We start from the raw sequence: 22,589 nt of genomic DNA, 5'->3' as shown, positions 1-22,589 counted from the left end.
GGCGGCATCAGATGTCGGCGTAGAACGAGGGCTCGGTGCCCGGCCGGGTCTTGAAGCGCTTGTGCACCCAGTAGTACTGCTCCGGCGCGTTGCAGATGTAGCCTTCCAGGTAGCGGTTCATCTCGGCGGTATCGGCCTCGGCATCGTCCGTCGGGTAGTCGGGCCAGGGCGACATCACCGTCACTTCGTAGCCCTCGCGCGTGAGCCGGCTCACCACCGGCACGACGCGCGCGCGCCCGAGCCGGGCCAGACGGGAAAGTGACATGAGCGTAGCGGTCTGCACGCCAAAAAAAGGCACGAAGGCCGCATCGCGCATGCCGTGGTCCATGTCGGGCAACAGATACAGCGGCAGACCCTGGCGCATCGCCGCCACCAAGGGCTTGATGCCCTGGCGCTTGGCCACGACATGGGGCTGCCCGAACCGCTGGCGACCCTCTGCCATCCAGCTGTCCAGGCCAACATTGGCTTGTTCGGCGTACAGCCCGCAGAAGCGCCGCTCCAGGTGCGCGGTGAGCGCGGTCCAACCCGCGTCCATGCCCACGAAGTGCGGGGCGAACAGCACCGTGGGCTCGTTGCCCTGCAGCGCCTGCAGGTCGCCGGTCAGCGTGAGGCGCTTTTGCACGGTGGCCAGTGGTGCCTGCCAGAGCCAGCCCCGATCGAGCCAGGCCTGCGCGAAGTAGACGAAGTGCCGGCGCACCGCGCGCTTGCGCTCGGCCGCACTGTCTTGCGGGAAACACAGACGCCAATTGACGTGCGCGATGCGCCGGCGCTTGAGCGCCAAGGCATGCAGCGCCTGACCCAACAGCCAACCCAGGCCCCGCACCCAGGACAGCGGCAGGATGGCGAGCAGGTGCATGAAGGCCACGCCGAGTCGGTTGACCAGACCACCGCGTGGCAGTGGCTGTGGTTCGGAAGTGGGGGGCAATGAAGACATCAGGGCATCAAGGCGACGGGGGCGCCGAGCGGTGCGGCTGCTTGTAGCGGTCGTACGACCAGAGGTATTGGGCCGGGCATTCTCGCACCAGCGCCTCCATCGCCCGGTTGATCTGCCGCGCAGCCTCGTCCGCATCGGTCGACAGCGGACCGCCGTTGAGGGTGTCGAAGGGCCGCACATGCACCCGGTAGCCACGGCCCCAGCGCAGGCGCTCGCCCCAGCTCAGCAGGATCTGCACGCGACCGGCCTGGGCCAGGCGGGCCGACAGCGTCATGGTGTACGCATCGCGCCCGAAGAACGGCGCCCATACCCCCTGCCCCTCGGGTGGCACCTGATCGGGCAGCAGACCCACTGCCTGACCGGCCTTGAGCGCCTTGATGAGCTGCTTGACGCCGGCCAGCGTGGTGGGCGCGGCGAACAGGCCCGGGCGTTGGCGGGCGCCCGCGACCAGGTCGCGCAGCCAGGGTTTGCGCGCGGGGCGAAACAGCACCGTCATGGGATGCGTTGCGCCAAAGCGCTGCGCATAGGCCTGCGCCGTGATTTCAAAGCAGCCCAGGTGAGGCGTCAGGAACAGCACGCCCGCGTTCTGCGCCAGCGTGGCGTCGATGTGCTCTGCGCCGGCCCATGCCACCCGCACCGGCCGACCCAGCCACAGGCGCGGCAGTTCGGCCACCAGCTTGCCCGATTCACCCACCGTGGCCAGCGCCAAGCGGCGTGGATAGCCGGCCTGCGCCGCATGGGCGAACAGGCGCCGCCGGTAGCGGCTGGACAATCCGAAACTCAGCCAGCCGATCACCCAGCCCAGGGCGTGCAGGACAGGCAGCGGCAACCAGCTCAGCGCGCGAAAAAGGCAGTGGATCAGTAGGGCCACGGGCGGATGGGGAAAGGGACTTGTGCGTCGGCATGATTTAGAATGCCGCCATCGCCGAGTTACTGAACTAATTGCGGGGCGATTCACAAATTCCGCTAAAGCGTTCGCCGAACTCGACAGACCGGCAACGCCGATCAACCAACGTGGAGTTTATACATGGCGAACGATTTCCTTTTTACCTCCGAATCCGTCTCTGAAGGCCACCCCGACAAGGTCGCCGACCAGATTTCCGACGCGATTCTCGACGCGATCTTCGAACAGGACCCGCGCAGCCGCGTGGCCGCCGAAACCCTGACCAACACCGGTCTCGTGGTGCTCGCCGGTGAAATCACCACCAACGCGCACGTCGACTACATCCAGGTTGCGCGCGACACCATCAAGCGCATCGGCTACGACAACACCGAGTACGGCATCGACTACAAGGGTTGCGCGGTCATGGTCTGCTACGACAAGCAGTCCAACGACATCGCCCAGGGCGTGGACCACGCGTCCGACGACCACCTGAACACCGGCGCTGGCGACCAGGGCCTGATGTTCGGCTACGCCTGCGACGAAACGCCCGAGCTCATGCCCGCGCCGATCTACTACGCGCACCGCCTCGTGGAACGCCAGGCCCAGCTGCGCAAGGACGGCCGCCTGCCGTTCCTGCGCCCCGACGCCAAGAGCCAGGTGACCATGCGTTACGTGGACGGCAAGCCGCACAGCATCGACACCGTGGTGCTCTCCACGCAGCACTCGCCCGACCAGAGCGAGACGCCGCACAAGATGAAGGCCTCGTTCAACGAAGCCATCATCGAAGAGATCATCAAGCCCGTGCTCCCCAAGGAGTGGCTCAAGGACACGAAGTACCTGATCAACCCGACCGGCCGCTTCGTCATCGGCGGCCCGCAAGGCGACTGCGGCCTGACCGGCCGCAAGATCATCGTCGACACCTACGGCGGCGCCTGCCCGCACGGCGGTGGCGCGTTCTCCGGCAAGGACCCGTCCAAGGTGGACCGCTCGGCTGCCTATGCCGCACGCTACGTGGCCAAGAACATCGTGGCCGCCGGCCTGGCCAAGCAGTGCCAGATCCAGGTGGCGTACGCCATTGGCGTGGCGCGTCCGATGAACGTGACGGTGTACACCGAAGGCACCGGCGTGATCTCCGACGAGCAGATCGCCGCGCTGGTCAGCGAGCACTTCGACCTGCGTCCGAAGGGCATCATCCAGATGCTCGACCTGCTGCGCCCGATCTACACCAAGACCGCCGCCTACGGCCATTTCGGCCGCGAAGAGCCCGAGTTCACCTGGGAGCGCACCGACCAGGCTGCCGCACTGCGCGCTGCGGCCGGGTTGAAATAAGACCGCGCGGCGCTCTGTCGCCGCTGGTGAATATTCACCAAACCCACCCAAAACCCCGGAAACCACGGTTTTCCGGGGTTTTTTTCTTTCTTTCTTCTTAATCCACCGCATTTTCCCCACTCGCACAGCCCTGAATTTTTTGCCGCACCGTCCGATATGGGAGTACAAGCCCATTTTCTGGTTTGCACAACAACGAACTGGAGTTTTGAACCATGGACACTCCCAGCTCCTCCGAAGGGATGGAAACCGCTGAATTGGCGCTCGATCACCTGCTGGCCCTGCGCACGCAAGAACTTCAAGCCGCGCTGGACAGCGCGCGAGCGCTGAGCGACAGCGCGCCCTGTGGCCTGCTCACCTTCGATGCCGCGCAACACTGCGTGCACGTCAACCAGACCTTGCTCGGCTGGCTGGGCCGCACCGAACCGGCGCGGCACCTGCACGACCTGGTTGTACCGGCCTGGCACGACGCCATCAGCGCCCATGCGGAGTCGCTGCGCCAAAGCGGCCACAGCGAACCGCTGGAGCTGGACATGCTGCGCGCGGACGGCCGGGCGCTGCGCGTGCGCATGGTGTCAACGCCCATGTTCGACGCCGAAGGCCATTTCCTGCATGGCAACGCCGCCTTGACGCGACTCGACGAGCAAGCGAGCGCGGACGCATCGTCCGGCACCTCGGACAGCCTTCTGCTGAGCATCACCAACCGCATCCCGGCCCGCCTGGCGTACTACGACAAGAACCTGATCTGCCGCTTTTCCAACCAGGCCAACGCCGTGCGCTACGGCAAGACGCCGGCCGAGCTGGTGGGCTCGCCCTTGAGCCAGGTGGTGCGCCCGGAGATCCTGCCCGACATCCTGCCGCGCGTGGCGCAGGCGCTCTCGGGCCAGACTCAGACCTTCGAGGCCGAGCGCATGGCCACCGACGGCCAACGCAACTACTTCGAGATCCACTACATCCCCGACTTCCAGAACGGTGCGGTCGAAGGCATCTTCATCGAGCTGCACGACATCACCGAGCGCCGCCGCACCGAAGAGTTCGTGCTGCACGCCAACCACGACCTGGAAGAACGCGTGCGCGAACGCTCGGCCGAGCTGTTCGCCAGCGAGCAGCGCTACCGCCTGATGGTGGACGCCATCCAGGATTACTGCATCTACTTCGTGGACGAAAACGGTGGCATCACCGAGTGGACCGAAAGCGCGCAGCGCCTGCACGGCCACACCCGCTCGCAGATCATGGGGCGTTCCTACGAGGTGCTGCTGTCCGCCGACAACGCTGGTGAAGACGAGATCGATCCGGGCCAGGTGCTGCGCCTGGCCAAGGCCCACGGGCAATGGGAGACGCGCGGCTGGCGGCTGCGCGAAGACGGCTCGCGCTTCTGGGCGCACACCGTGCTCACCGCGCTGCGCAATGAAGCGGGCGAGTTGCAAGGCCTCTCCAGCATCACGCGCGACATGACGGCGGCCAAGAGCCTGGAGGACGTGATGAACGACCTCAACCGCGAGCTGGAAAAACGCGTGGCCGAGCGCACGCGGCAGCTGGTGGCGGCCAACAAGGACCTGGACGTGTTCTCGCACATGGTCTCGCACGACCTGCGCGCGCCGCTGCGCCACATCGCCGGCTTCGTGGGACTGCTGCAGGAGCAGATGGGCGATTCGGGCGACACACTGGCGCTGCAGTACCAGAACTCGATCGCCAAGGCCTCCAGGCGCATGAGCCTGATGATCGAAGGCCTGCTGGAATTCGCGCGGTTGGGGCGCGTGACCATCACCCCGCAGGCCGTGCCGATGGCGCAACTGCTGCACGGTGTGATCGCGCACCTGAAACAGGAAAACCCGGACCGCCGCATCGAATGGGTGATCGAGAACGACCTGCCGGTGGTGCGCGGCGACGCCATGCTGCTGGCCCAGGCACTGGGCAATCTGCTGGACAACGCCGTGAAGTACACCCGGCCGCGCGACCTGGCGCGCATCGAAGTGGGCTGGAAGGTCAACCCCGTGGGCGGCCGTACGTTCTTCATTGCCGACAACGGCGTCGGCTTCGATCTGGAGAAGGCGCACAACCTCTTCGTGATGTTCCAGCGCCAGCACCATTCGATGGACTTTGAAGGCACGGGCACGGGCCTGGCGCTGTCGCAGCGCATCATCGAACGCCATGGCGGGCGCATCTGGTCCGAGACCGCCGTGGGTGAAGGCTGTACTTTCTACTTCACGTTGCCGTTCGATGGCCTGGAGCCGGAGATGGCCTTTCCCGCATCGTCGCTGACCGAGCTCTCGGTCTGAACGTCTGAGCCGCGGCGCGAAGTGCCCGGTCGATAATCGACCGGTGCACACCGCCGCTTCCATCCCCACTTCGCTGTTTTCCCTGCAGGGCCGCGTGGCCCTGGTCACCGGCGCCAGCCGCGGCCTGGGCTTGTCCATGGCGTGCGCGCTGGCCGCGCACGGGGCCACCGTGTGGCTCAACGGCCGGGATGGTGCGGGGCTGGCCGATGCCCTGGAGCGAGCACAGGCCGCAGGCAAAGCGGCGGGCGGCACGGCGCGCGCGCTGCCGTTCGATGTCACCAATGAAACCGCCGCCACCGCCGCCGTGGCCCAGGTCGTCGCCGAGAGTGGGCGGCTCGACATTCTGATCAACAACGTCGGCCAACGCCGGCGCGAACCCTTCGACGCCTTGCCCGCCCAAGCCCTGCGCGCGTTGCTGGAAGCGAATCTGGTCTCGGCCTGGCACCTGTGCCGCGAAGCCGCGCGCCCCATGCGCGCGCAGGGCTTCGGCCGCATCATCAACGTCACCTCCATCGCCGGGCCGATCGCGCGCGCGGGCGATGCGGCCTACACCACCAGCAAGGGCGCGCTCGAAGCCTTGACGCGTGCGTTGGCGGCCGAGCTTGGGCCGCACGGCATCAACGTCAATGCGATCGCGCCGGGCTACTTCGCCACCGAGGCCAACACCGCCATGGTGGAAGACGTGAGCACGGCGGCATGGCTGCAGCAGCGCAGCTCGCTGGGCCGCTGGGGCCATCCCGACGAAATCGGCGGCGCCGCGGTGTACCTCGCATCACCCGCCGCCAGCTACATCACCGGTCACGTGCTGGCGGTGGACGGCGGTTACCTGGCGCACTTCTAGCCGAGGGACAAGACGACCTGCTTTCGCAGGAACGCCTTGTTGGCGGCGCCGACGCCGTTCAGCCCGCGTGCTGGCGCACCCAGGCCGCGTAGGCATCGACCCACTTCTGCAGAAATTCCTTGCTGTCGGCGCCGATGCCGCCGTCCTTGTCGAACAGGCCTTCCTTGGCCTGGATGAAGGCCTCTGGCTGCCCCAGCGTCGGTGCATCCAGATAAGCGAGCACATTGCGCAAATGCTGCTGAGACAGGGCGGTGCCGATAGCGCCCACCGACACGCCGATCACGCCCGCTGGCTTGCCCGCCCACGCGCTCTTCCCGTACGGGCGCGATGCATGGTCGATCGCGTTTTTGAGCACGCCAGGAATGGAACGGTTGTATTCGGCAGTGACGAAGAGCACCCCTTGGGACGCACCGATCTCGGACTTCAACCGCTTCACGGACGCGGCCTGGTTGCCGTCATCGTCCTGGTTGTACAGCGGTAGATCGCCAATCTCGAGTTGCTTGAACGAGAAGTCCTGAGGTGCCAACTTTTCGATCGCGGTGGCGAGCTGGCGGTTGAAGGAGTCGCGCCGCAGGCTGCCGACGATCACGCCGATCTGGAATCCACTCATGTCAAATCCTCTCCAGTAAGTTGGAAGCACAAGGCCAAAGGGTGAACGCGAGAGGCTACAGATTTGCGACAACACTCAGGCCGTTGTGGGTAACCGAGCGCCTGCCTGCAAATGCTGGACGACCTTGCGCGGCTCATTCACCAACTGGTCGAGCGCGCTGTGCAGGCGCTGCAGCAGTTGCGCATCGTCGACCTCATCCTCCCCCGCCAGAGGCAGCGACGCCGACACCAGGCGAAAGCGCAGCGAAAGGTCGCTGGGGAGCATGGCGACGCGCCCCAGCCCTTTGGCAATGATGTGCTGGGCCACCAGCTTGAGGTCTTCCGGCCCTTCGACCAACACGGCAAAGCGCGTGTCGGCGATGCGACTCACGGTATCCACGTCACGCACCACCCGCGACAGCCGCGAGGCCGCCACCACGAGCACGCGCTCGCCCGCTTCGCGACCTTCGCGCCCCACGATCTCGCGGTGGTTGGACAACTCCACGAGCACCAGGCCGCAACGGTGTCCATACCGGCGCGAGCGCCGCATGGCATCGCGCAAGCGCAGCATGAGCACCGGCGCCAGCGTGAGACCGGTCAACGGGTCGGTGCTGTCGATGGCGCGCCGGCGCGCGCGGTTCTCGTTGAACTCCTTGGCGCGGCGGTGCAGGATGTACAGCAGCAAGGGAATCTCGATCGCCGATCCGATCAGCAAGGCGTACTGCGTCGCCCAGCCATCGGGCAGCACCCCGGCGCTGCGCAGCGCCGGGAACGGGTACGTCAGGTGCACCGGCAGGAAGCCCAGCGCCAGCCAGCCGGCATAGGTCTCGCCCCGGCGCCAGGTCCAGAGGCACAACGAGATGCTCAGGAACACCGACAGCAGGCCGTAGAGGCTGAGCAGCAGAAAGGCCGGCGTGTTCATGGCCCACAGATAGACGATCGGGTACAGCAAACCGAACACCGACCAGCCGAGGACGAAACGGTCCACCCCACGGTGGTGGCGCTGGATCGCACAGGCCTCGCGCACGAACCAGATGCCCGACGCGGTCAACCAGAGCATGAACACGGCGGGCGCGGCATCGTTCCACCACGCCCAGTCGCGCCAGAAAAACAGGCCGCCCACACCGGTGAACGCGGCCTGGAAACCGAGCATGCACGCCACATAGCAGCAATAGGCGATGAACGCGCGGTCCGCATACAGCCGCGCGTGCACCCAACCGAGGAAGAGCACCAGCAGACCGAAGCCCAGGTAGCCGCCGACCATCAGGTAGGTCCAGGAGCGCGTCTCCTGCAAACGCTGCTCGGTCAGCAACACCAGACGCGGGCTCAGTGGTGCTGGTGCATTCTCCAGGCGCAACCACACCGGCCCGAGGGTCTGGTCGAGCGCGAACACCGGCGTCTGGTCAGGGTGCGTCCATTGCGCCACGGGCAGGTGATCGCCCGCGTGCTGCGGCGTCCAGCGGCCATCGGGTCCGGATGTGTACAAGGTGGCACCGTTGGTGAAGGCCGCGGCACTCAACATAAGGAACCAGCGGTGCGTGGTGTCCTGCGCGGGCAGTTCCAGTCGCAGCCACAACGCGCCAGAGCCCAGGTCGAAGCTGCGGTAGCGGTCCAGGGGCTGGAACGTCTCGGCGGAGCGGCTCACCACCTCGTCGATGCCCAGAGCGCCAGAGGCATCGACCCAATGCTGCGCCTGCAAGGTGACGTCGGCTTCGCCGGGCGTGGCCGCCCCGGCCCGGCCGGGCCAGCAGGCCAGCCACAGGCTCAACAACAGCAAGACCCACGGGTCATTCCAGCGAAATCGAACCATATCCGGCGATGGGGGTTGGGTGGGGGTGCGGCGAAATACACCCGGCGGGTATTCTAGGAGGCACCCTCTGCCACGCCTTTTCTCGGCCTGGCGCGCCATAAATAAAGCGCTCCAGCTTGAAAAGCGACGGGGGTGCCCTTATGATTAGCACTCGCTGGGGTTGAGTGCTAACACGCAACCCCAAGTCGATCAGCGGTTTCCGCTCCCTGCTCAGGGGGCTCCGCCGTTCTGAAAATCCAATCCGTTCCCATACCCCAGGAGATGCAATGAACCTTCGTCCTCTCGCCGATCGCGTGATCGTCAAGCGCATTGACAGCGAAACCAAGACCGCCTCCGGCATCGTCATCCCCGACGCCGCCGCCGAAAAGCCTGACCAGGGCGAAGTCCTGGCGGTCGGTCCCGGCAAGAAAAACGACAAGGGCGAACTGTCCGCCATGAACGTCAAGGTCGGTGACCGCGTTCTGTTCGGCAAGTACAGCGGCCAGACCGTCAAGGTCGGCGGCGACGAACTGCTGGTCATGAAGGAAGACGACCTGTTCGCCGTGGTCGAATCCAAGTAATTTTGCGGGACTGACCGGCCGACGCGCTGTGCGCCCGGCCGCTCTGTCCTCAACTGACTAATCTTAATTTTTTCGGAGAAACATCATGGCAGCAAAAGACGTCATTTTCGGCGGCGAAGCCCGCGCACGCATGGTTGAAGGCGTGAACATCCTGGCCAACGCGGTCAAGGTCACCCTGGGCCCCAAGGGTCGCAACGTGGTGCTCGAGCGCTCGTTCGGCGCCCCCACCGTGACCAAGGACGGTGTGTCCGTGGCCAAGGAAATCGAACTCAAGGACAAGCTCCAGAACATGGGCGCTCAGATGGTCAAGGAAGTCGCTTCCAAGACCTCCGACAACGCCGGTGACGGCACCACCACCGCGACCGTGCTGGCACAAGCCATCGTTCGCGAAGGCATGAAGTACGTGGCCGCCGGCATGAACCCGATGGACCTGAAGCGCGGCATCGACAAGGCGGTCACGTCTTTGGTCGCCGAGCTGAAGAAGGCTTCGAAGGCCACGACCACCTCCAAGGAAATCGCCCAAGTTGGTTCCATTTCGGCCAACAGCGACGAAACCATCGGCAAGATCATTGCTGATGCGATGGACAAGGTTGGCAAAGAAGGCGTGATCACCGTCGAAGACGGCAAGTCGCTGGAATCCGAACTCGAAGTCGTCGAAGGCATGCAGTTCGACCGCGGCTACCTGTCGCCCTACTTCATCAACAACCCCGAGAAGCAGTCGGCGCTGTTGGACAACCCCTTCGTGCTGCTGTACGACAAGAAGGTTTCCAACATCCGTGACCTCCTGCCCACGCTGGAGCAAGTCGCCAAGGCTGGCCGTCCGCTGCTGATCATTGCCGAAGACGTCGAAGGCGAAGCCCTGGCGACGCTGGTGGTCAACACCATCCGCGGCATTCTGAAGGTTGTGGCTGTGAAGGCCCCTGGCTTCGGCGACCGCCGCAAAGCCATGTTGGAAGACATCGCCATCCTGACCGGTGGCAAGGTCATCGCTGAAGAAGTCGGCCTGACGCTCGAAAAAGTGACCCTGGCAGACCTCGGTTCCGCCAAGCGCATCGAAGTGAGCAAGGAAAACACCATCATCATCGACGGCGCCGGCGCTGCTGCTGACATCGAAGCCCGCGTGAAGCAAGTGCGTGTGCAGATCGAAGAAGCCACCAGCGACTACGACCGCGAAAAGCTGCAAGAGCGCGTGGCCAAGCTGGCCGGCGGTGTTGCCGTGATCAAGGTCGGCGCTGCCACCGAAGTCGAAATGAAGGAAAAGAAGGCCCGCGTGGAAGACGCCCTGCACGCGACCCGCGCTGCTGTGGAAGAAGGCATCGTGGCCGGTGGTGGCGTGGCGCTGCTGCGCGCCCGTCAGGCTGCTGGCACCATCAAGGGCGACAACGCTGACCAAGACGCCGGTATCAAGCTGGTGCTCAAGGCCATCGAAGCCCCCCTGCGCGAAATCGTGGCCAACGCCGGTGGCGAGCCGTCGGTGGTGGTCAACGCCATCCTGGCTGGCAAGGGCAACTACGGCTTCAACGCCGCCAACGACACCTACGGCGACATGATCGAAATGGGCATTCTGGACCCGACGAAGGTGACCCGCACCGCGCTGCAGAACGCCGCTTCGGTGTCCAGCCTGATGCTGACGACCGAATGCATGGTGGCCGAGTCCCCGAAGGATGACGCACCTGCTGGCGGCATGGGCGGCGGTATGGGTGGCATGGGCGACATGGGCGGCATGGGCATGTAATTGCTCCTTGCCTGAGGGCGCATGGCGGCGTTGCAGCCGCTTGCCGTGGCGATGCCACTGTCAGCGCGTCTGCGCCTTGCCATGCACCCTCATGCAGCGTCGGAATGCTTCTTGGCGCTCTGACGGCAAGCCAAAACAAAAAGCCCCGCGATTTCTCGCGGGGCTTTTTGTTTTTTTGCTTCGCTGCTTTTACTTCATCAAGCCTTCCAGCTTGATCGTGTCCGCCACGAAGGCGCGAATGCCTTCGGCCAGTTTCTCGGTCGCCATGGCGTCTTCGTTGAGCGCGAAGCGGAAGCTGGCTTCGTCGTGGGTCACAAAGGGGATGTCCAGCGCCTTGGCGGCGTTGGGGTCCAGCGCGCGGGTCAGCGGCGCTTCGCTGGCGGCCAGCTGGGCCAGCAGGTCCGGGCTGATGGTGAGCAGGTCGCAACCGGCCAGCGCCGTGATCTGCCCGACGTTGCGAAAGCTCGCGCCCATCACTTCGGTGGCGATGCCGTGCTTCTTGTAGAACTCGTAGATGCTGCGCACCGAGCGCACGCCCGGGTCGTTGGGACCGGCCATGGCGGCCTCGTCCCACGCGCTGCCGGCGTTCTTCTTGTACCAGTCGTAGATGCGGCCCACGAAGGGTGAGATCAGTTGCACCTTGGCCTGGCCACAGGCGACCGCCTGGGCAAACGAGAACAACAGCGTGAGGTTGGTGTGGATGCCGTCGCGCTCCAGTCTGGCCGCCGCCTGGATGCCTTCCCAGGTGGAAGCGACCTTGATCAACACGCGGTCGACGTGGACACCTTCGCCCTGGTAGAGCTCGACGATGCGGCGCGCGCGGGTCACGGTGGCCTCGGTGTCGAAACTCAGGCGGGCGTCCACCTCGGTGGACACGCGGCCCGGGATGAGCTGGAGGATTTCGCAGCCGAAACGCACCAGCAAGCGGTTCATGACCTCGTCCAGGCCTTGCGCGCCGTATTTCGCCACCGCGTCTTTCAACAGATGGGCGTACTCGGGCTTCTGCACCGCCTTGAGGATCAGCGACGGATTCGTCGTGGCGTCGTGCGGCGCGTAGGCCGCGATCTGGTTGAAGTCACCCGTGTCGGCCACGACCGTGGTGTGCTGTTTGAGGGCATTGAGCTGGTTCATGGGCGAATTATCGGACAGAACACGTAATAAAATTTCACTCTTCCGCAGGACGTATGTAACCAGGGATCACACCACCATGCTCGACCGCATCAAAGCCTCTCTGCCTTCGCTGGCACCCGCCGAGCAACGCGTGGGCAAGCTCGTGCTGCTGGACCCGCGCACCTTCGCCAGCCTGCCCGTGACCGAACTGGCCGATCGCGCGCACGTGAGCAAACCCACGGTGGTGCGCTTCTGCCGCAGCATGGGTTATGACGGTCTGTCGGATTTCAAACTCAAGCTCGCGGGCACCGTGAGCGAGGGCGTGCCCTTCATCCACCGCAGCGTGGACGTGGACGACAAGACCAGCGACGTGCTGGTCAAGGTGATCGACAACACGGTGGCGGCGTTCCTGAAGTACCGCAACGACGCGTCGAGCCACGCGATTGAGAAAGCCGTGGACGCGCTGGTGGCCACGTACAAGAACCGGGGGCGCATCGAGTTCTATGGCGCGGGCAACTCGGGCATCGTGGCGCAGGACGCGCAACACAAGTTCTTTCGCCTGGGCATCAACGCGATTGCCTACAGCGACGGTCACATGCAGGTGATGAGCGCCTCGCTGCTCGGCCCGGGCGACTGCGTGGTGATCATCTCCAATTCGGGCCGCACGCGCGACCTGATGGACGCGGCCGACATCGCGCGCAAGCACGGCGCGACGGTGATCGTGATCACCACCAGCGGCTCACCATTGGCGCAGAGCGGGCACATCCACCTCTCGGCCGACCACCCCGAGGGTTACGACCGCTACAGCCCGATGACCTCGCGCCTGATGCACCTGATGGTGATCGACATCGTGGCCACGTGCCTGGCGCTGCGCATCGGGGGCCACAAGCTGCAGCCGCTGCTCAAGGAAATGAAGAACAACCTGAAGAGCAAACGGTACGCCTGAAGGTGCATTGCGCATCAACGAAATGAGTACGCGCACAGACATGACCACAGGACCACGGGTGCTCCCCGCAGCGACGTAAAGGGGGAGGCGGCTCCAGCCGCCAGAGGACAGTCGCGGAGGGGAGCGCCCGTGGTCCGGCGCCAACGCCAACCCCCACCGCGTCAGATCCGCCCCTCCTCCACCGCATGGCAAGCGATGCGGATGCCTTCGATGTCCAACAGATTCGGCCGCTCGCTGCGGCAACGGTCGTTCGCGTGCGGGCAACGCGGATTGAACGCGCAGCCATTCGGCGGATTCAGCGGATTCGGCACCTCCCCCGACACCGGCGTGCGCGCCCGACCGGTATCGTGCATCTTCGGAATCGCGTCGAGCAGCATGCGCGTATACGGGTGGCGCGGATGGCTGAACAGCGTGTGCTTGGGCGCCAGCTCGACCAGCCGGCCCAGGTACATCACCCCCACCTGATCGCTCACGTGGCGCACCACGGCCAGGTTGTGGCTGATGAAGAGGTAGGTCAACCCGCGCTCGCGCTGCAGGTCTTTCATGATGTTGAGCACCTGCGCCTGCACGCTCACATCCAGCGCCGACGTGGGCTCGTCGCACACCAGAAATTCGGGCTGCGTGGCCAGCGCGCGCGCGATCGAGATGCGCTGGCGCTGACCACCGGAGAACTGGTGCGGGTACTTCACGCGGTCCAGCGGCGACAGGCCGACCGACTTCAGCAACTCATCGACCCGCGCGCGCAGAGCCACCGGCTCGGTTTCAATCTCGTGTTCGCGCAAGGGCTCGGCAATGATGTCCTCGACACGCCAACGCGGATTCAGGCTCGCGTAGGGGTCCTGGAAGATCATCTGGATGCGGCGGCGCAGCTTGCGGCCCTCGGGCGTCTTGAACGCAGCGTGCGCATCCTGCCCATCGAACTCGAAGCCGCCGCGCGTGGGCTCGTACAGCCCCACGAGAAGGCGCGCCACAGTGCTCTTGCCGCAACCCGACTCGCCCACCAGCGCCAGCGTCTGGCCGCGCGGGATGTCGAAGGACACACCATCGACCGCACGCAGCAACTGGCGCGGCTGGCGTTCGAGCACTCGGTTGAGCCAGGGCGCGGACACGTCGAAGGTCTTGGCCAGATCGGTCGCGCGCACGAGTGGCGCCTGTGGCGCTTGGGCGGCCACGTCGGGCTCGGTGGTTGCGGGTGGGCGCTCGCGCGCCAGTTGCGCCCGCACGGCTTTTTCGATCATGTCCGCGCTCATGCCACCACCGCCTTCTTCTCGTCGGCGTGCAGCCAGCAGGCCGCGCGCGTGGCGCCCGCAGGCAGGAGATCGGGGCGCTGCGTGTGGCAGCGGTCGAAGACACGGGGGCAACGCGGGTTGTAGGCACAACCTTGTGGAATGGCATTGAGCCGCGGCATCGCGCCATCGATCTGGTGCAGGCGCTCGCGGTCCTGGCTCATGTCGGGAATGCAGGCCATCAGACCCGCGGTGTAGGGGTGCGCGGGCTGGTTGATCACCTGGTGCACCGGGCCGATCTCGGCAATGCGGCCGGCGTACATCACGGCCACCCGGTCGCAGGTTTCGGCGATCACGCCCATGTCGTGCGTGATCAGCATCACCGCCGCGCCACGCTGTTTGCAGATGGTCTTGAGCAGCGTGATGATCTGCGCCTGGATGGACACGTCCAGCGCCGTCGTGGGCTCGTCGGCCACGATGAGCTGCGGTTCGGCCGCCAACGCGAGCGCGATCACGACGCGCTGGCGCATGCCGCCAGAGAACTGGTGCGGGAAGTGGTCGATGCGCTGCTCGGCCGCGGGAATGCCCGTGTCCTTGAGCAGATCGATCGCGCGCCGGCGCGCCTCGGCGTGGCTCACCGGCAGGTGCGTGGTGATGGTTTCGATGAGCTGCCGGCCCACCGAATACAAAGGGTTGAGCGAGGTCAGCGGGTCCTGGAAGATCGCGCCGATCTTTCGACCGCGCACCTTGCGCATCTGGTCGTACGGCAGGTTGTCGATGCGCTGGCCGTGCAGCAATATCTCGCCCGACGCCACGCGGCCTGGCGGCTCCAGCAGGCCGATGATGGACGCGCCGGTGAGCGACTTGCCCGCGCCCGACTCGCCCACCACACCGAGGATTTCGCCCGGGGCGATATCGAAGGAAACGTCGTCCAGCGCGCGCAGCGTGCCGCGGCGGTGCGGAAATTCGACGACCAGGTTCTTGACTTGAAGCAGGCTCATGTTCAGCGCAGTCGTGGGTTCAAAGCGTCGCGCAGCCAGTCGCCCAGCAGGTTCACGCTCAGTGCAATCAGCACGAGCATGGCGCCCGGGAAAATGGTGATCCACCATTCGCCGGAGAACAGGTAGTCGTTGCCCACGCGGATCAGCGTGCCCAGCGACGGCGAGGTGGGTGGCGCGCCCACCCCCAGGAAGGACAAGGTGGCTTCGGTGATGATGGCCGTGGCCACCTGGATGGTGGCGAGCACCAGCACCGGGCCCATCACGTTGGGCAGCACATGGCTGCGCATGATGTGCAGTGGCGCCACGCCGGTCACGCGCGCGGCCTGCACGTACTCCTTGTTGCGCTCCACCAGCGTGGAGCCGCGCACCGTGCGCGCGTACTGCACCCAGCCCGTGAGCGTGATGGAAATGATGAGCACGCCAAACGCCAACGCGTCGTGCGCATTGGGAAACAGGGCGCGGCCCACGCCCGCGATCAACAGCGCGACGAGGATGGCGGGAAAGGACAGCATGACGTCGCACAAGCGCATGAGAAAGCCGTCGATCCAGCCGCCGAGAAAACCGGCCAGCAAGCCAAACGTCACCCCGATCACGACCGACAGCAGCACGGACGCCAACCCCACCGCGAGCGAGATGCGTGCGCCGTACATCAGCGCGGAGAGGATGTCGCGGCCCTGGTCGTCGGTGCCCAGCAGGAAATTGCTCGAGCCTTCGGGATGCCAGGCGGGAGGCAGGCGTGCGTTGGAGAGTTCGAGCGTGGCGAGATCGAACGGGTTGTGCGGCGCCACCCACGGCGCGAACACCGCACAGAACACGCAAATGACAGCGATGACCGCCGCCACGATGGCGGTGGGGGATGAGCGAAAGCTGTGGCCGACATCGCTGTCGAGCCCTCTTTTGATGAGGCTGATCACGTGGGGAACCTTGTTGTCAGCGGAGTGGCCGCCGCGAGACGCGAGGTCTCCTGGCGGCACTCCGGCATCGCCTTACTTCGGCGACTTCACGGACATGAAGCGGAACGGCATGAAGTTGTCGGCAAGCTGGACCAGTTCCACGTTGTTGGAAACGCCCCAGGCCAGGGCCTGCTGGTGCAGCGGCAGGTGGCCGATGTCGTCGGTGTGCAGCTTGAAGGCTTCCGCGATCATGGCGTCGCGCTTGGCCTTGTCGGTTTCGGACTGGATCTTCACCGTCAGCTCATCGACCTTCGGGTTGCAGTACGCGCCCAGATTGAACTGGCCGCTGCCCTTGTCGTCCACGCAGCGCATCAGCGCATTCAGGGCGTTGTGCGCGTCGTAGGTGCCGGGCGTCCAGCCGAGCATGTAGAAGCTCGTGTCGCGCCGCAGAACCTTGGGGAAATAAGTGCCCTTGGTTTCGGCCTGCAGGTTGATCTTGACGCCCACGCGCGCGAGGTTGGCCGCCACCGCCTGGCAGATGTCGCCATCGTTCACATAGCGGTCGTTGGGGCAATTCATCGTCACTTCGAAGCCGTTCGGGTAACCGGCATCCGCGAGCAGCTTCCTGGCCGCATCCGCGTCGTAGGGCAGGCGCTTGTTCATGGCATCGTCGTACCCATTGATGCCAGGGCCCACCATCAGCGCCATGGGCTTGGACGCGCCGCGCATCACCACGCGCTGGATGGTGTTGATGTCGATGGCCTGGTAGAAGGCCTGGCGCACGCGCTTGTCCTTGAACGGGTTCTTGCCTTTGACGTTCGAATACTGCAGCTCATCGCGCTTCTGGTCCATGCCCAGGAAGATGGTGCGCAGCTCCGGCCCTTGCATCACCTTGCTCTTGCCACTCGCGTTGATGCGCGCGATGTCCTGCAGCGGCACGGGCTCGATCACGTCGACCTGGCCCGAGAGCAGCGCAGCCACGCGCGTGGCGTCGTTGCCGATGGGCGTGTACTCCACGTTGGTGACGTTGCCTTCGATCTTGCCCCAGTAGTTGCCATTGCGAACAAAGCTGGTCTTGACGTTGGGCTGGCGTTCGCGCAGGCGGAACGGCCCGGTGCCATTGGCGCGGAACGAGGCCGCGTTCTCGATGCCCTTGCGGCGGTCCACCGGGCGCGTGGCCTGGTTGTCCTCGGCCCACTTCTTGTTCATGATGAACAGCAGCGACAGCACATCGGGCAAGATGGGGAACGGTCCCTTGGTCTCGATGTCGACCGTGAAGTCGTTGACCTTGCGGACTTCCTTCACGTCGTTGGTGTAGCTCTTCATGTCCGAGCCCTCGCCCGAAGCGCGAGCGAAGGTGAACAACACGTCATCGGCCGTGAAGGACGCGCCGTCGTGGAATTTCACGCCCTTGCGCAGTTCGAAGCGCCACACGCTCGGCGAGGTCTGCTTCCAGCTGGTGGCCAGCGCGGGCACGAGCTTCAGGTTCTTGTCGCGCCCCACCAGCGGCTCGTACACGTTGTTCGTCACGCTGAGCTGCAGCGATTCGTTGAGCGAGTGCGGGTCCATCGACAAGGCATCGCCCTGGTTGCCGATGCGGATCGTCTGCGCCGACGCGCTGCCCATGGCGACCAGAGCGGTCGCCACCAAAGTGGCCGCCAGCGTCTTCCGAATGCTCTTCATGCTTCGCTCCTTGATGCGTTTGTGGTGGTGGAATGGGTTCGGGTGTGGCCAGTGTGTGCATCGCCTGCCAGGGGCATGCCCTGCTCCACCAGACTGGCGTGCAAGGCCGCGCCAAGCGGCAACACCTCGTCGTTGAAGTCGTAACGGCTGTTGTGCAACACGCAGCTGCCAATACCGTTCTCGGCGCCCTGCCCCAGGCGCAGGTACGCGCCGGGTTTGACCTGCAGCATGAAAGAAAAATCTTCCGCGCCCATGCTCGGGTCCATGTTGCGGTCCACGTGGTCGTGGCCCACCAGTTTCTGCGCCACGTCCGCGGCAAAGCGGGCTTCGTCGCGCGTGTTGATGGTGGCGGGGTAGATGCGTTCGTAGTTCACATGCGCGGTGGCGCCCAGGCCCAGTGCCACGCCGGAGCACACCTCTTGCAGGCGCTTCTCCACCATGGCCTGCACCTCGGGATTGAAGGTGCGCACCGTGCCCACCAGCGTGGCCTTGCCCGGCATCACGCTGAAGGCGCCCATGTCGCCCGCGTGCATGGCACAGAGGCTGATGACCGCGCTGTCGATCGCGCGCACGTTGCGCGCAACGATGCTCTGCACCGCTGTGATGATGTGGGCCGCGGCCAGCACCGGGTCCACGGTCTGGTACGGGTGCGCGCCATGGCCGCCCTTGCCGGTGACTTCGATGGTGATGCGGTCGGCCGATGCCATCATCGGTCCCGGGTTCACCCCCACCATGCCCGGACGCATCAGCGGCCAGTTGTGCATGCCAAAGACCGACTGCACCGGGAAGCGTTCGAACAGGCCATCTTCGATCATGGCCTTGGCGCCCGCAAAGCCCTCTTCACCCGGCTGGAAGATCAGCACCGCCATGCCATCGAACTGCCGCGTTTCGGCCAGGTAGCGCGCCGCCCCCACCAGCATGGTGGTGTGCCCGTCGTGGCCGCAGCCGTGCATCATGCCGGGACGGGCCGACTTCCAGGCGAAGTCGTTGTGCTCGGTCATGGGCAGCGCGTCCATGTCGGCGCGCAGGCCAATCATGCGGCCGCTGGTGTTGCTGCGCCCGCGGATCACCGCCACCACACCGGTCTTGCCAATGCCGGTGTGGATCTCGTCGACACCGCACACCTTGAGCGACTCGACCACGCGCTGCGCCGTGTAGTGTTCTTCGAAGCCCAACTCCGGATGGGCGTGCAGGTCGCGGCGCAAGGCCGTGAGCTCGGGATGGAAAGCCGCGATGTGCGAGAACGCGCGGCCATGCGCCTTGATGCGGGACGGTGTGGTCATCAGTGGCCGCCCGCCTTCTCCGCGCGAAGGCGTGGGTCGACCGCGAAGTACAGCAGGTCGACGATCAGGTTGATGACCACGAAGATCAGCGCGATCAGGCACAGGTAAGCGGCCATCACGGGGATGTCGGCGAATGTCACCGCCTGGATGAACAACAGCCCCATGCCGGGCCACTGGAACACCGTCTCCGTGATGATGGCAAAGGCAATCAGGCCGCCCAGTTGCAACCCGGTGATGGTCATCACCGGTACCAGCGTGTTCTTCAGCGCATGGCCGAAATGCACGGCGCGGTTGGTGAGCCCTCGGGCGCGCGCGAACTTGATGTAGTCGGTGCGCAGCACCTCCAGCATTTCGGCGCGCACCAGCCGCATGATCAGCGTGAGCTGGAAGATGGCCAGCGTGATCGCCGGCAAGGTGATGTGGTGCCACCCCTTGGCCGTCAACAGACCGGTGCTCCACCATCCCAATTGCGTCACCTCACCCCGGCCGAAACTCGGGAACCAGCCCAGCGTCACTGCGAACAACAAGATCAGCAGGATGCCGATGAGGAAGGTGGGCAAAGACACGCCCAGCAGCGACACGGTCATGAACACCTGGCTCATGAAAGTGCCGCGCTTCAGGGCAGCGTACACCCCCATCGGGATGCCCACCACCAGTGCGAGCACGGCGGCCACCATGGACAACTCCAGCGTGGCGGGAAAGCGCTCGGAAATCAGGCGTGACACCTTCGCGCCCTGGCGCAGCGACAGGCCGAATTCGCCCTGCACCGCGTTGACGAGGAAGTGCCAGAACTGAATGAAGAAGGGCCTGTCGAGGCCGAGGTCGGCGCGCAGCTCTCGAATCTGAGCGGGCGTGGCGTCCTGTCCGAGCAGGAACACCACCGGGTCCCCCACGTACTGGAACAACATGAACGCGATCAGCGCCACGCTGACCATGACGACCACGGCCTGCGCCAATCGCCGGAGAATGAATGCGAACATCGTGTGGGAAATAAAGAGAGGGTCGCCCCGTGCTGCGGTGCGCGACCCTCTGCCGATGGTTGAAAATCAGTTTACCTTGATGAGGCGCCAGTCCAGGCGGTTGTCCGCGCGGTGCACCAAGTCAATGTTCTTCTTCATCGCCCAAGGGATGACCTGGTTGTGCAGAGGAATGTGTGCCACATCCTGGTTCTGCAAGGCGAGTGCCTTGGTCAGCAGTTCGGTGCGCAGCTTCAGATCGGTTTCCTTCTTGGTGCGCTCGACCAACGCGTCCATCTGCGGGTTGCTGTAGCGACCCACGTTGTAGTTGCCGTCACCGCCCGCGCCCACCGTGCGCACCAGCGACTGCAGGCTGTACAGCGCATCGAAGGTCGGCACACCCCAGCCCAGCATGTAGATGCTGGCTTCGTAGCGCTGGATCATGGGGAAATAGGTCACCAGCGGCAGCGTGCGCAGCTTGGCCTTCACACCAATGCGCGCCCACATGGCCGTCACTGCCTGGCAGATCGCCTCGTCGTTGATGTAGCGGTTGTTCGGGCATGCGAAGTCCACCTCGAACCCATCCGCGTAACCGGCGTCGGCCAGCAGTTTCTTGGACGCTTCGACGTTGAACGGATAGCGTTTGTGCACTTCTTTTGTCCAGCCGTTGACCTGCGGCGCCACGATCGCGCCGGTGGCCTGCCCCAATCCCCGCAAACTCACGCGGGTGATGGTGTCCATGTCAATGCCCTGGTACAGCGCCTGGCGCACGCGCTGGTCCTTGAGCGGATTCTTGCCCTTGACGTTGCTGCCCGGCAATTCGTTGCGGAACTGGTCCATGCCGAAGAAGATCGTGCGGTTCTCGATGCCATCGATCACCTTGAGCGATGGGTTCGAGCGCACACGCGGCAAGTCCTGTGGACTGGGGTCCAGAACAAAATCCACCTCGCCCGACAGCAGGGCCGCCATGCGCGTGGCCACTGCCTTGACCGGCGTGTAGACGATCTCCGTCAGATTGCCCTCTGACTTGCCCCACCAGTTGGGGTTCTTCGCCAGCACGAGCTTCTGATCGGGCTGCCATTCCTTGAGCATGAAAGGCCCGGTGCCGTTGGCATTGCGGTGCGCAAAGTTTTCTTCCTGCGTCTTGATGTCTTTCGGCGACGTGGAGTTGTTCTTCTCCGCCCACGCCTTGCTCATCATGCGCAACTCGGTGAGCTGGTTGAGCAGCACCGGGTTCGGATCTGTGGTGAAGATGTCGATGGTGTTGGCATCCACCTTGACCACACGCTCGATGCCTTGTGCGTAGATGCCGAAGTTGGACGTTTTCGCCATGGCGCGCTGGATCGAGAACACCGCGTCATCCGCAGAGAAAGGAGTGCCATCGTGAAACTTCACACCCGTGCGCAAGTTCACCCGCAGTTGGGTCGGCGTGACCTGCTTCCAGGCCGTCGCCAGCACCGGCTCCGGCTTGAAGGTCCGGCTGTTGTAGTAAACAAGGGATTCATACACCGAGGCATGCACCCCGTTGCCCAGGGCGTTGTTCTGCGAATGGATGTCCCAGGTGGGAATGTCGCTCGCGCTGGTCCATTTGAACGTCTTGGAATGAGCACTACCGACACCAAAGGCCATCGCTGCGAGCAGGACTGCAAGTGGGAGCTTCATTGGTTGACACCTAAATAAAATGAACATCCCGCCACTATGCAACAAACGTTCCCGGGCGCTGCACGGGACTAACCCGAAGCGCAGTCACCTGCGCGCCCATCCCACGGCCATCATCAGCAACTTTGATGCAGGGCAAGAAGGCTTGATGAAGCCCTCAGTCGTTCGCCCGCTCTAGGGTCAACGCCCCATACCAGGCCGTGAGTTCGCTCCCGGTGTTGTCCGTGTCCGTCATCAGGGCAACCAGCCGCAATGGCCCTGGATCTTCGCCAAAAGCGAGGCGGAAGTCGGCCCGCACGTCGCGCACGTGATCGCGCCACTGCCCGATGTTTGCCACACCGCTGTCGAGCACCACTTTGCGGATGCGGTCCGTGCGCGGGTTCACCACAACGGTGCCCGGCGCCTCCTTGGCACTCCACACATAGACCAGAGACGCGTACGGCAACTCCTCGCCCGTCAACAGGCGGCTCATTTCTGACAGACGATGGTTCTTGGGTGTCCAGCGCGCACGGTCGCCATCAAAGGCAAGAACCACCCGCACAGGAGAATCGGCCTGGCTGGACACCGCCAGATCGGCATCTTTGGGCACCCCGTCGACTCTCCACGAGAAAGACACACGCCCCACCGATGCCAGCGACGGCACGAAGCGCTGCCGCAGGATGCTGACGGAACTGCTCGCCCGCACCCGCAGCGCCGCCCGCCCTGAGACCTCCACCGACTCAAATGCGCTGTACCGTTTGCCAGGGAAGAACACCGGTTCCCAAGGCACATTCGCGGCAGGGGTCTTGAACAAGCGACCCGCCGCTTTCAGCGCCTCAGGACGCGTGCCGTTCGACACATTGTGCTGGCCAGGCTCGGACACATCGTCGCCAGGCC

The 22,589-nt window shown here is 64.8% G+C and carries 19 protein-coding genes; 6 read left to right on the top strand and 13 right to left on the bottom strand.

The window, feature by feature from the left end:
* Window positions 1-7: 7 nt before the first annotated feature.
* Together FFS09_RS05150 and FFS09_RS05145 are read right to left on the bottom strand one after the other, a co-directional pair.
* Window positions 8-934, bottom strand: coding sequence for a lysophospholipid acyltransferase family protein (locus tag FFS09_RS05150; protein WP_137917792.1), 927 nt, complete (start codon window positions 932-934; stop codon window positions 8-10).
* A 7-nt stretch (window positions 935-941) separates the two neighbouring features.
* Window positions 942-1,805, bottom strand: coding sequence for a lysophospholipid acyltransferase family protein (locus FFS09_RS05145; RefSeq protein ID WP_252374247.1), 864 nt, complete (start codon window positions 1,803-1,805; stop codon window positions 942-944).
* A gap of 156 nt (window positions 1,806-1,961) precedes the next feature.
* Here FFS09_RS05145 and metK point away from each other — a divergent pair, with 156 nt between their 5' ends.
* The 3 genes from metK to FFS09_RS05130 all read left to right on the top strand — a co-directional run bounded on the left by metK (window position 1,962) and on the right by FFS09_RS05130 (window position 6,263).
* Window positions 1,962-3,146 (top strand): methionine adenosyltransferase, encoded by a 1,185-nt coding sequence (metK, locus tag FFS09_RS05140; RefSeq protein ID WP_137917791.1) that lies wholly within the window; start codon window positions 1,962-1,964, stop codon window positions 3,144-3,146.
* 212 nt (window positions 3,147-3,358) lie between these two features.
* The gene (locus FFS09_RS05135) at window positions 3,359-5,422 is read left to right on the top strand and encodes a PAS domain-containing sensor histidine kinase (RefSeq protein ID WP_137917790.1); all 2,064 of its coding nucleotides are present in this window, start codon (window positions 3,359-3,361) and stop codon (window positions 5,420-5,422) included.
* A 43-nt stretch (window positions 5,423-5,465) separates the two neighbouring features.
* Entirely contained in the window at window positions 5,466-6,263 is a 798-nt protein-coding gene (locus tag FFS09_RS05130) for an SDR family oxidoreductase (RefSeq protein WP_212745057.1), read from the top strand.
* A gap of 58 nt (window positions 6,264-6,321) precedes the next feature.
* Here FFS09_RS05130 and FFS09_RS05125 read toward each other — a convergent pair whose 3' ends face one another.
* On the bottom strand, window positions 6,322-6,873 hold the full coding sequence (locus tag FFS09_RS05125; RefSeq protein WP_137917789.1) for an NADPH-dependent FMN reductase: 552 nt from the start codon (window positions 6,871-6,873) through the stop codon (window positions 6,322-6,324).
* A 75-nt stretch (window positions 6,874-6,948) separates the two neighbouring features.
* On the bottom strand, window positions 6,949-8,661 hold the full coding sequence (locus FFS09_RS05120; RefSeq protein ID WP_171019883.1) for a sensor domain-containing diguanylate cyclase: 1,713 nt from the start codon (window positions 8,659-8,661) through the stop codon (window positions 6,949-6,951).
* A 266-nt stretch (window positions 8,662-8,927) separates the two neighbouring features.
* On the opposite strand from FFS09_RS05120, the gene FFS09_RS05115 reads away from it, so the two are divergent.
* Both FFS09_RS05115 and groL read left to right on the top strand, forming a co-directional pair.
* Window positions 8,928-9,221, top strand: coding sequence for a co-chaperone GroES (locus FFS09_RS05115; protein ID WP_137917787.1), 294 nt, complete (start codon window positions 8,928-8,930; stop codon window positions 9,219-9,221).
* Window positions 9,222-9,306: 85 nt separating this feature from the next.
* Complete coding sequence (groL, locus tag FFS09_RS05110) at window positions 9,307-10,956, top strand: chaperonin GroEL (RefSeq protein ID WP_137917786.1); 1,650 nt, start codon at window positions 9,307-9,309, stop codon at window positions 10,954-10,956.
* Between the two features lie 189 nt (window positions 10,957-11,145).
* Here groL and tal read toward each other — a convergent pair whose 3' ends face one another.
* Window positions 11,146-12,087, bottom strand: a complete 942-nt coding sequence (gene tal / locus FFS09_RS05105; protein WP_137917785.1) for a transaldolase — start codon at window positions 12,085-12,087, stop codon at window positions 11,146-11,148.
* 76 nt (window positions 12,088-12,163) lie between these two features.
* Between tal and FFS09_RS05100 the strand changes: the two genes are divergently transcribed.
* Window positions 12,164-13,012, top strand: a complete 849-nt coding sequence (locus tag FFS09_RS05100) for a MurR/RpiR family transcriptional regulator (RefSeq protein ID WP_137917784.1) — start codon at window positions 12,164-12,166, stop codon at window positions 13,010-13,012.
* Between the two features lie 161 nt (window positions 13,013-13,173).
* Here the strand turns inward: FFS09_RS05100 and FFS09_RS05095 are convergent, their stop codons facing one another.
* The 8 genes from FFS09_RS05095 to FFS09_RS05060 form a co-directional block, all read right to left on the bottom strand.
* A complete protein-coding gene (locus FFS09_RS05095; protein ID WP_252374246.1) occupies window positions 13,174-14,250 on the bottom strand; it encodes an ABC transporter ATP-binding protein in 1,077 nt (358 codons plus the stop codon).
* 8 nt (window positions 14,251-14,258) lie between these two features.
* Window positions 14,259-15,239: an ABC transporter ATP-binding protein gene (locus FFS09_RS05090; RefSeq protein ID WP_137917783.1), complete on the bottom strand. Its 981-nt coding sequence runs from the start codon at window positions 15,237-15,239 to the stop codon at window positions 14,259-14,261.
* A gap of 2 nt (window positions 15,240-15,241) precedes the next feature.
* Entirely contained in the window at window positions 15,242-16,153 is a 912-nt protein-coding gene (locus FFS09_RS05085; protein WP_137917782.1) for an ABC transporter permease, read from the bottom strand.
* 72 nt (window positions 16,154-16,225) lie between these two features.
* A complete protein-coding gene (locus FFS09_RS05080; RefSeq protein ID WP_137917781.1) occupies window positions 16,226-17,815 on the bottom strand; it encodes an ABC transporter substrate-binding protein in 1,590 nt (529 codons plus the stop codon).
* On the bottom strand, window positions 17,812-19,098 hold the full coding sequence (locus tag FFS09_RS05075; RefSeq protein ID WP_252374245.1) for a M20 aminoacylase family protein: 1,287 nt from the start codon (window positions 19,096-19,098) through the stop codon (window positions 17,812-17,814). The genes FFS09_RS05080 and FFS09_RS05075 overlap by 4 nt, the downstream gene beginning before the upstream one ends.
* Window positions 19,098-20,078, bottom strand: coding sequence for an ABC transporter permease (locus tag FFS09_RS05070; RefSeq protein ID WP_137917780.1), 981 nt, complete (start codon window positions 20,076-20,078; stop codon window positions 19,098-19,100). The genes FFS09_RS05075 and FFS09_RS05070 overlap by 1 nt, the downstream gene beginning before the upstream one ends.
* A 66-nt stretch (window positions 20,079-20,144) precedes the next feature.
* Window positions 20,145-21,716, bottom strand: coding sequence for an ABC transporter substrate-binding protein (locus FFS09_RS05065; protein WP_137917779.1), 1,572 nt, complete (start codon window positions 21,714-21,716; stop codon window positions 20,145-20,147).
* Window positions 21,717-21,870: 154 nt separating this feature from the next.
* Window positions 21,871-22,589 (bottom strand): DUF3047 domain-containing protein (locus tag FFS09_RS05060; RefSeq protein WP_137917778.1); only part of this gene is annotated, 719 nt, incomplete at its 5' end.

This window comes from Hydrogenophaga sp. 2FB, from assembly GCF_005503365.1.
In the GTDB taxonomy this organism is placed as follows: Bacteria; Pseudomonadota; Gammaproteobacteria; order Burkholderiales; family Burkholderiaceae_C; genus Hydrogenophaga.
This window is presented reverse-complemented; position numbering and strand designations above follow the sequence as displayed.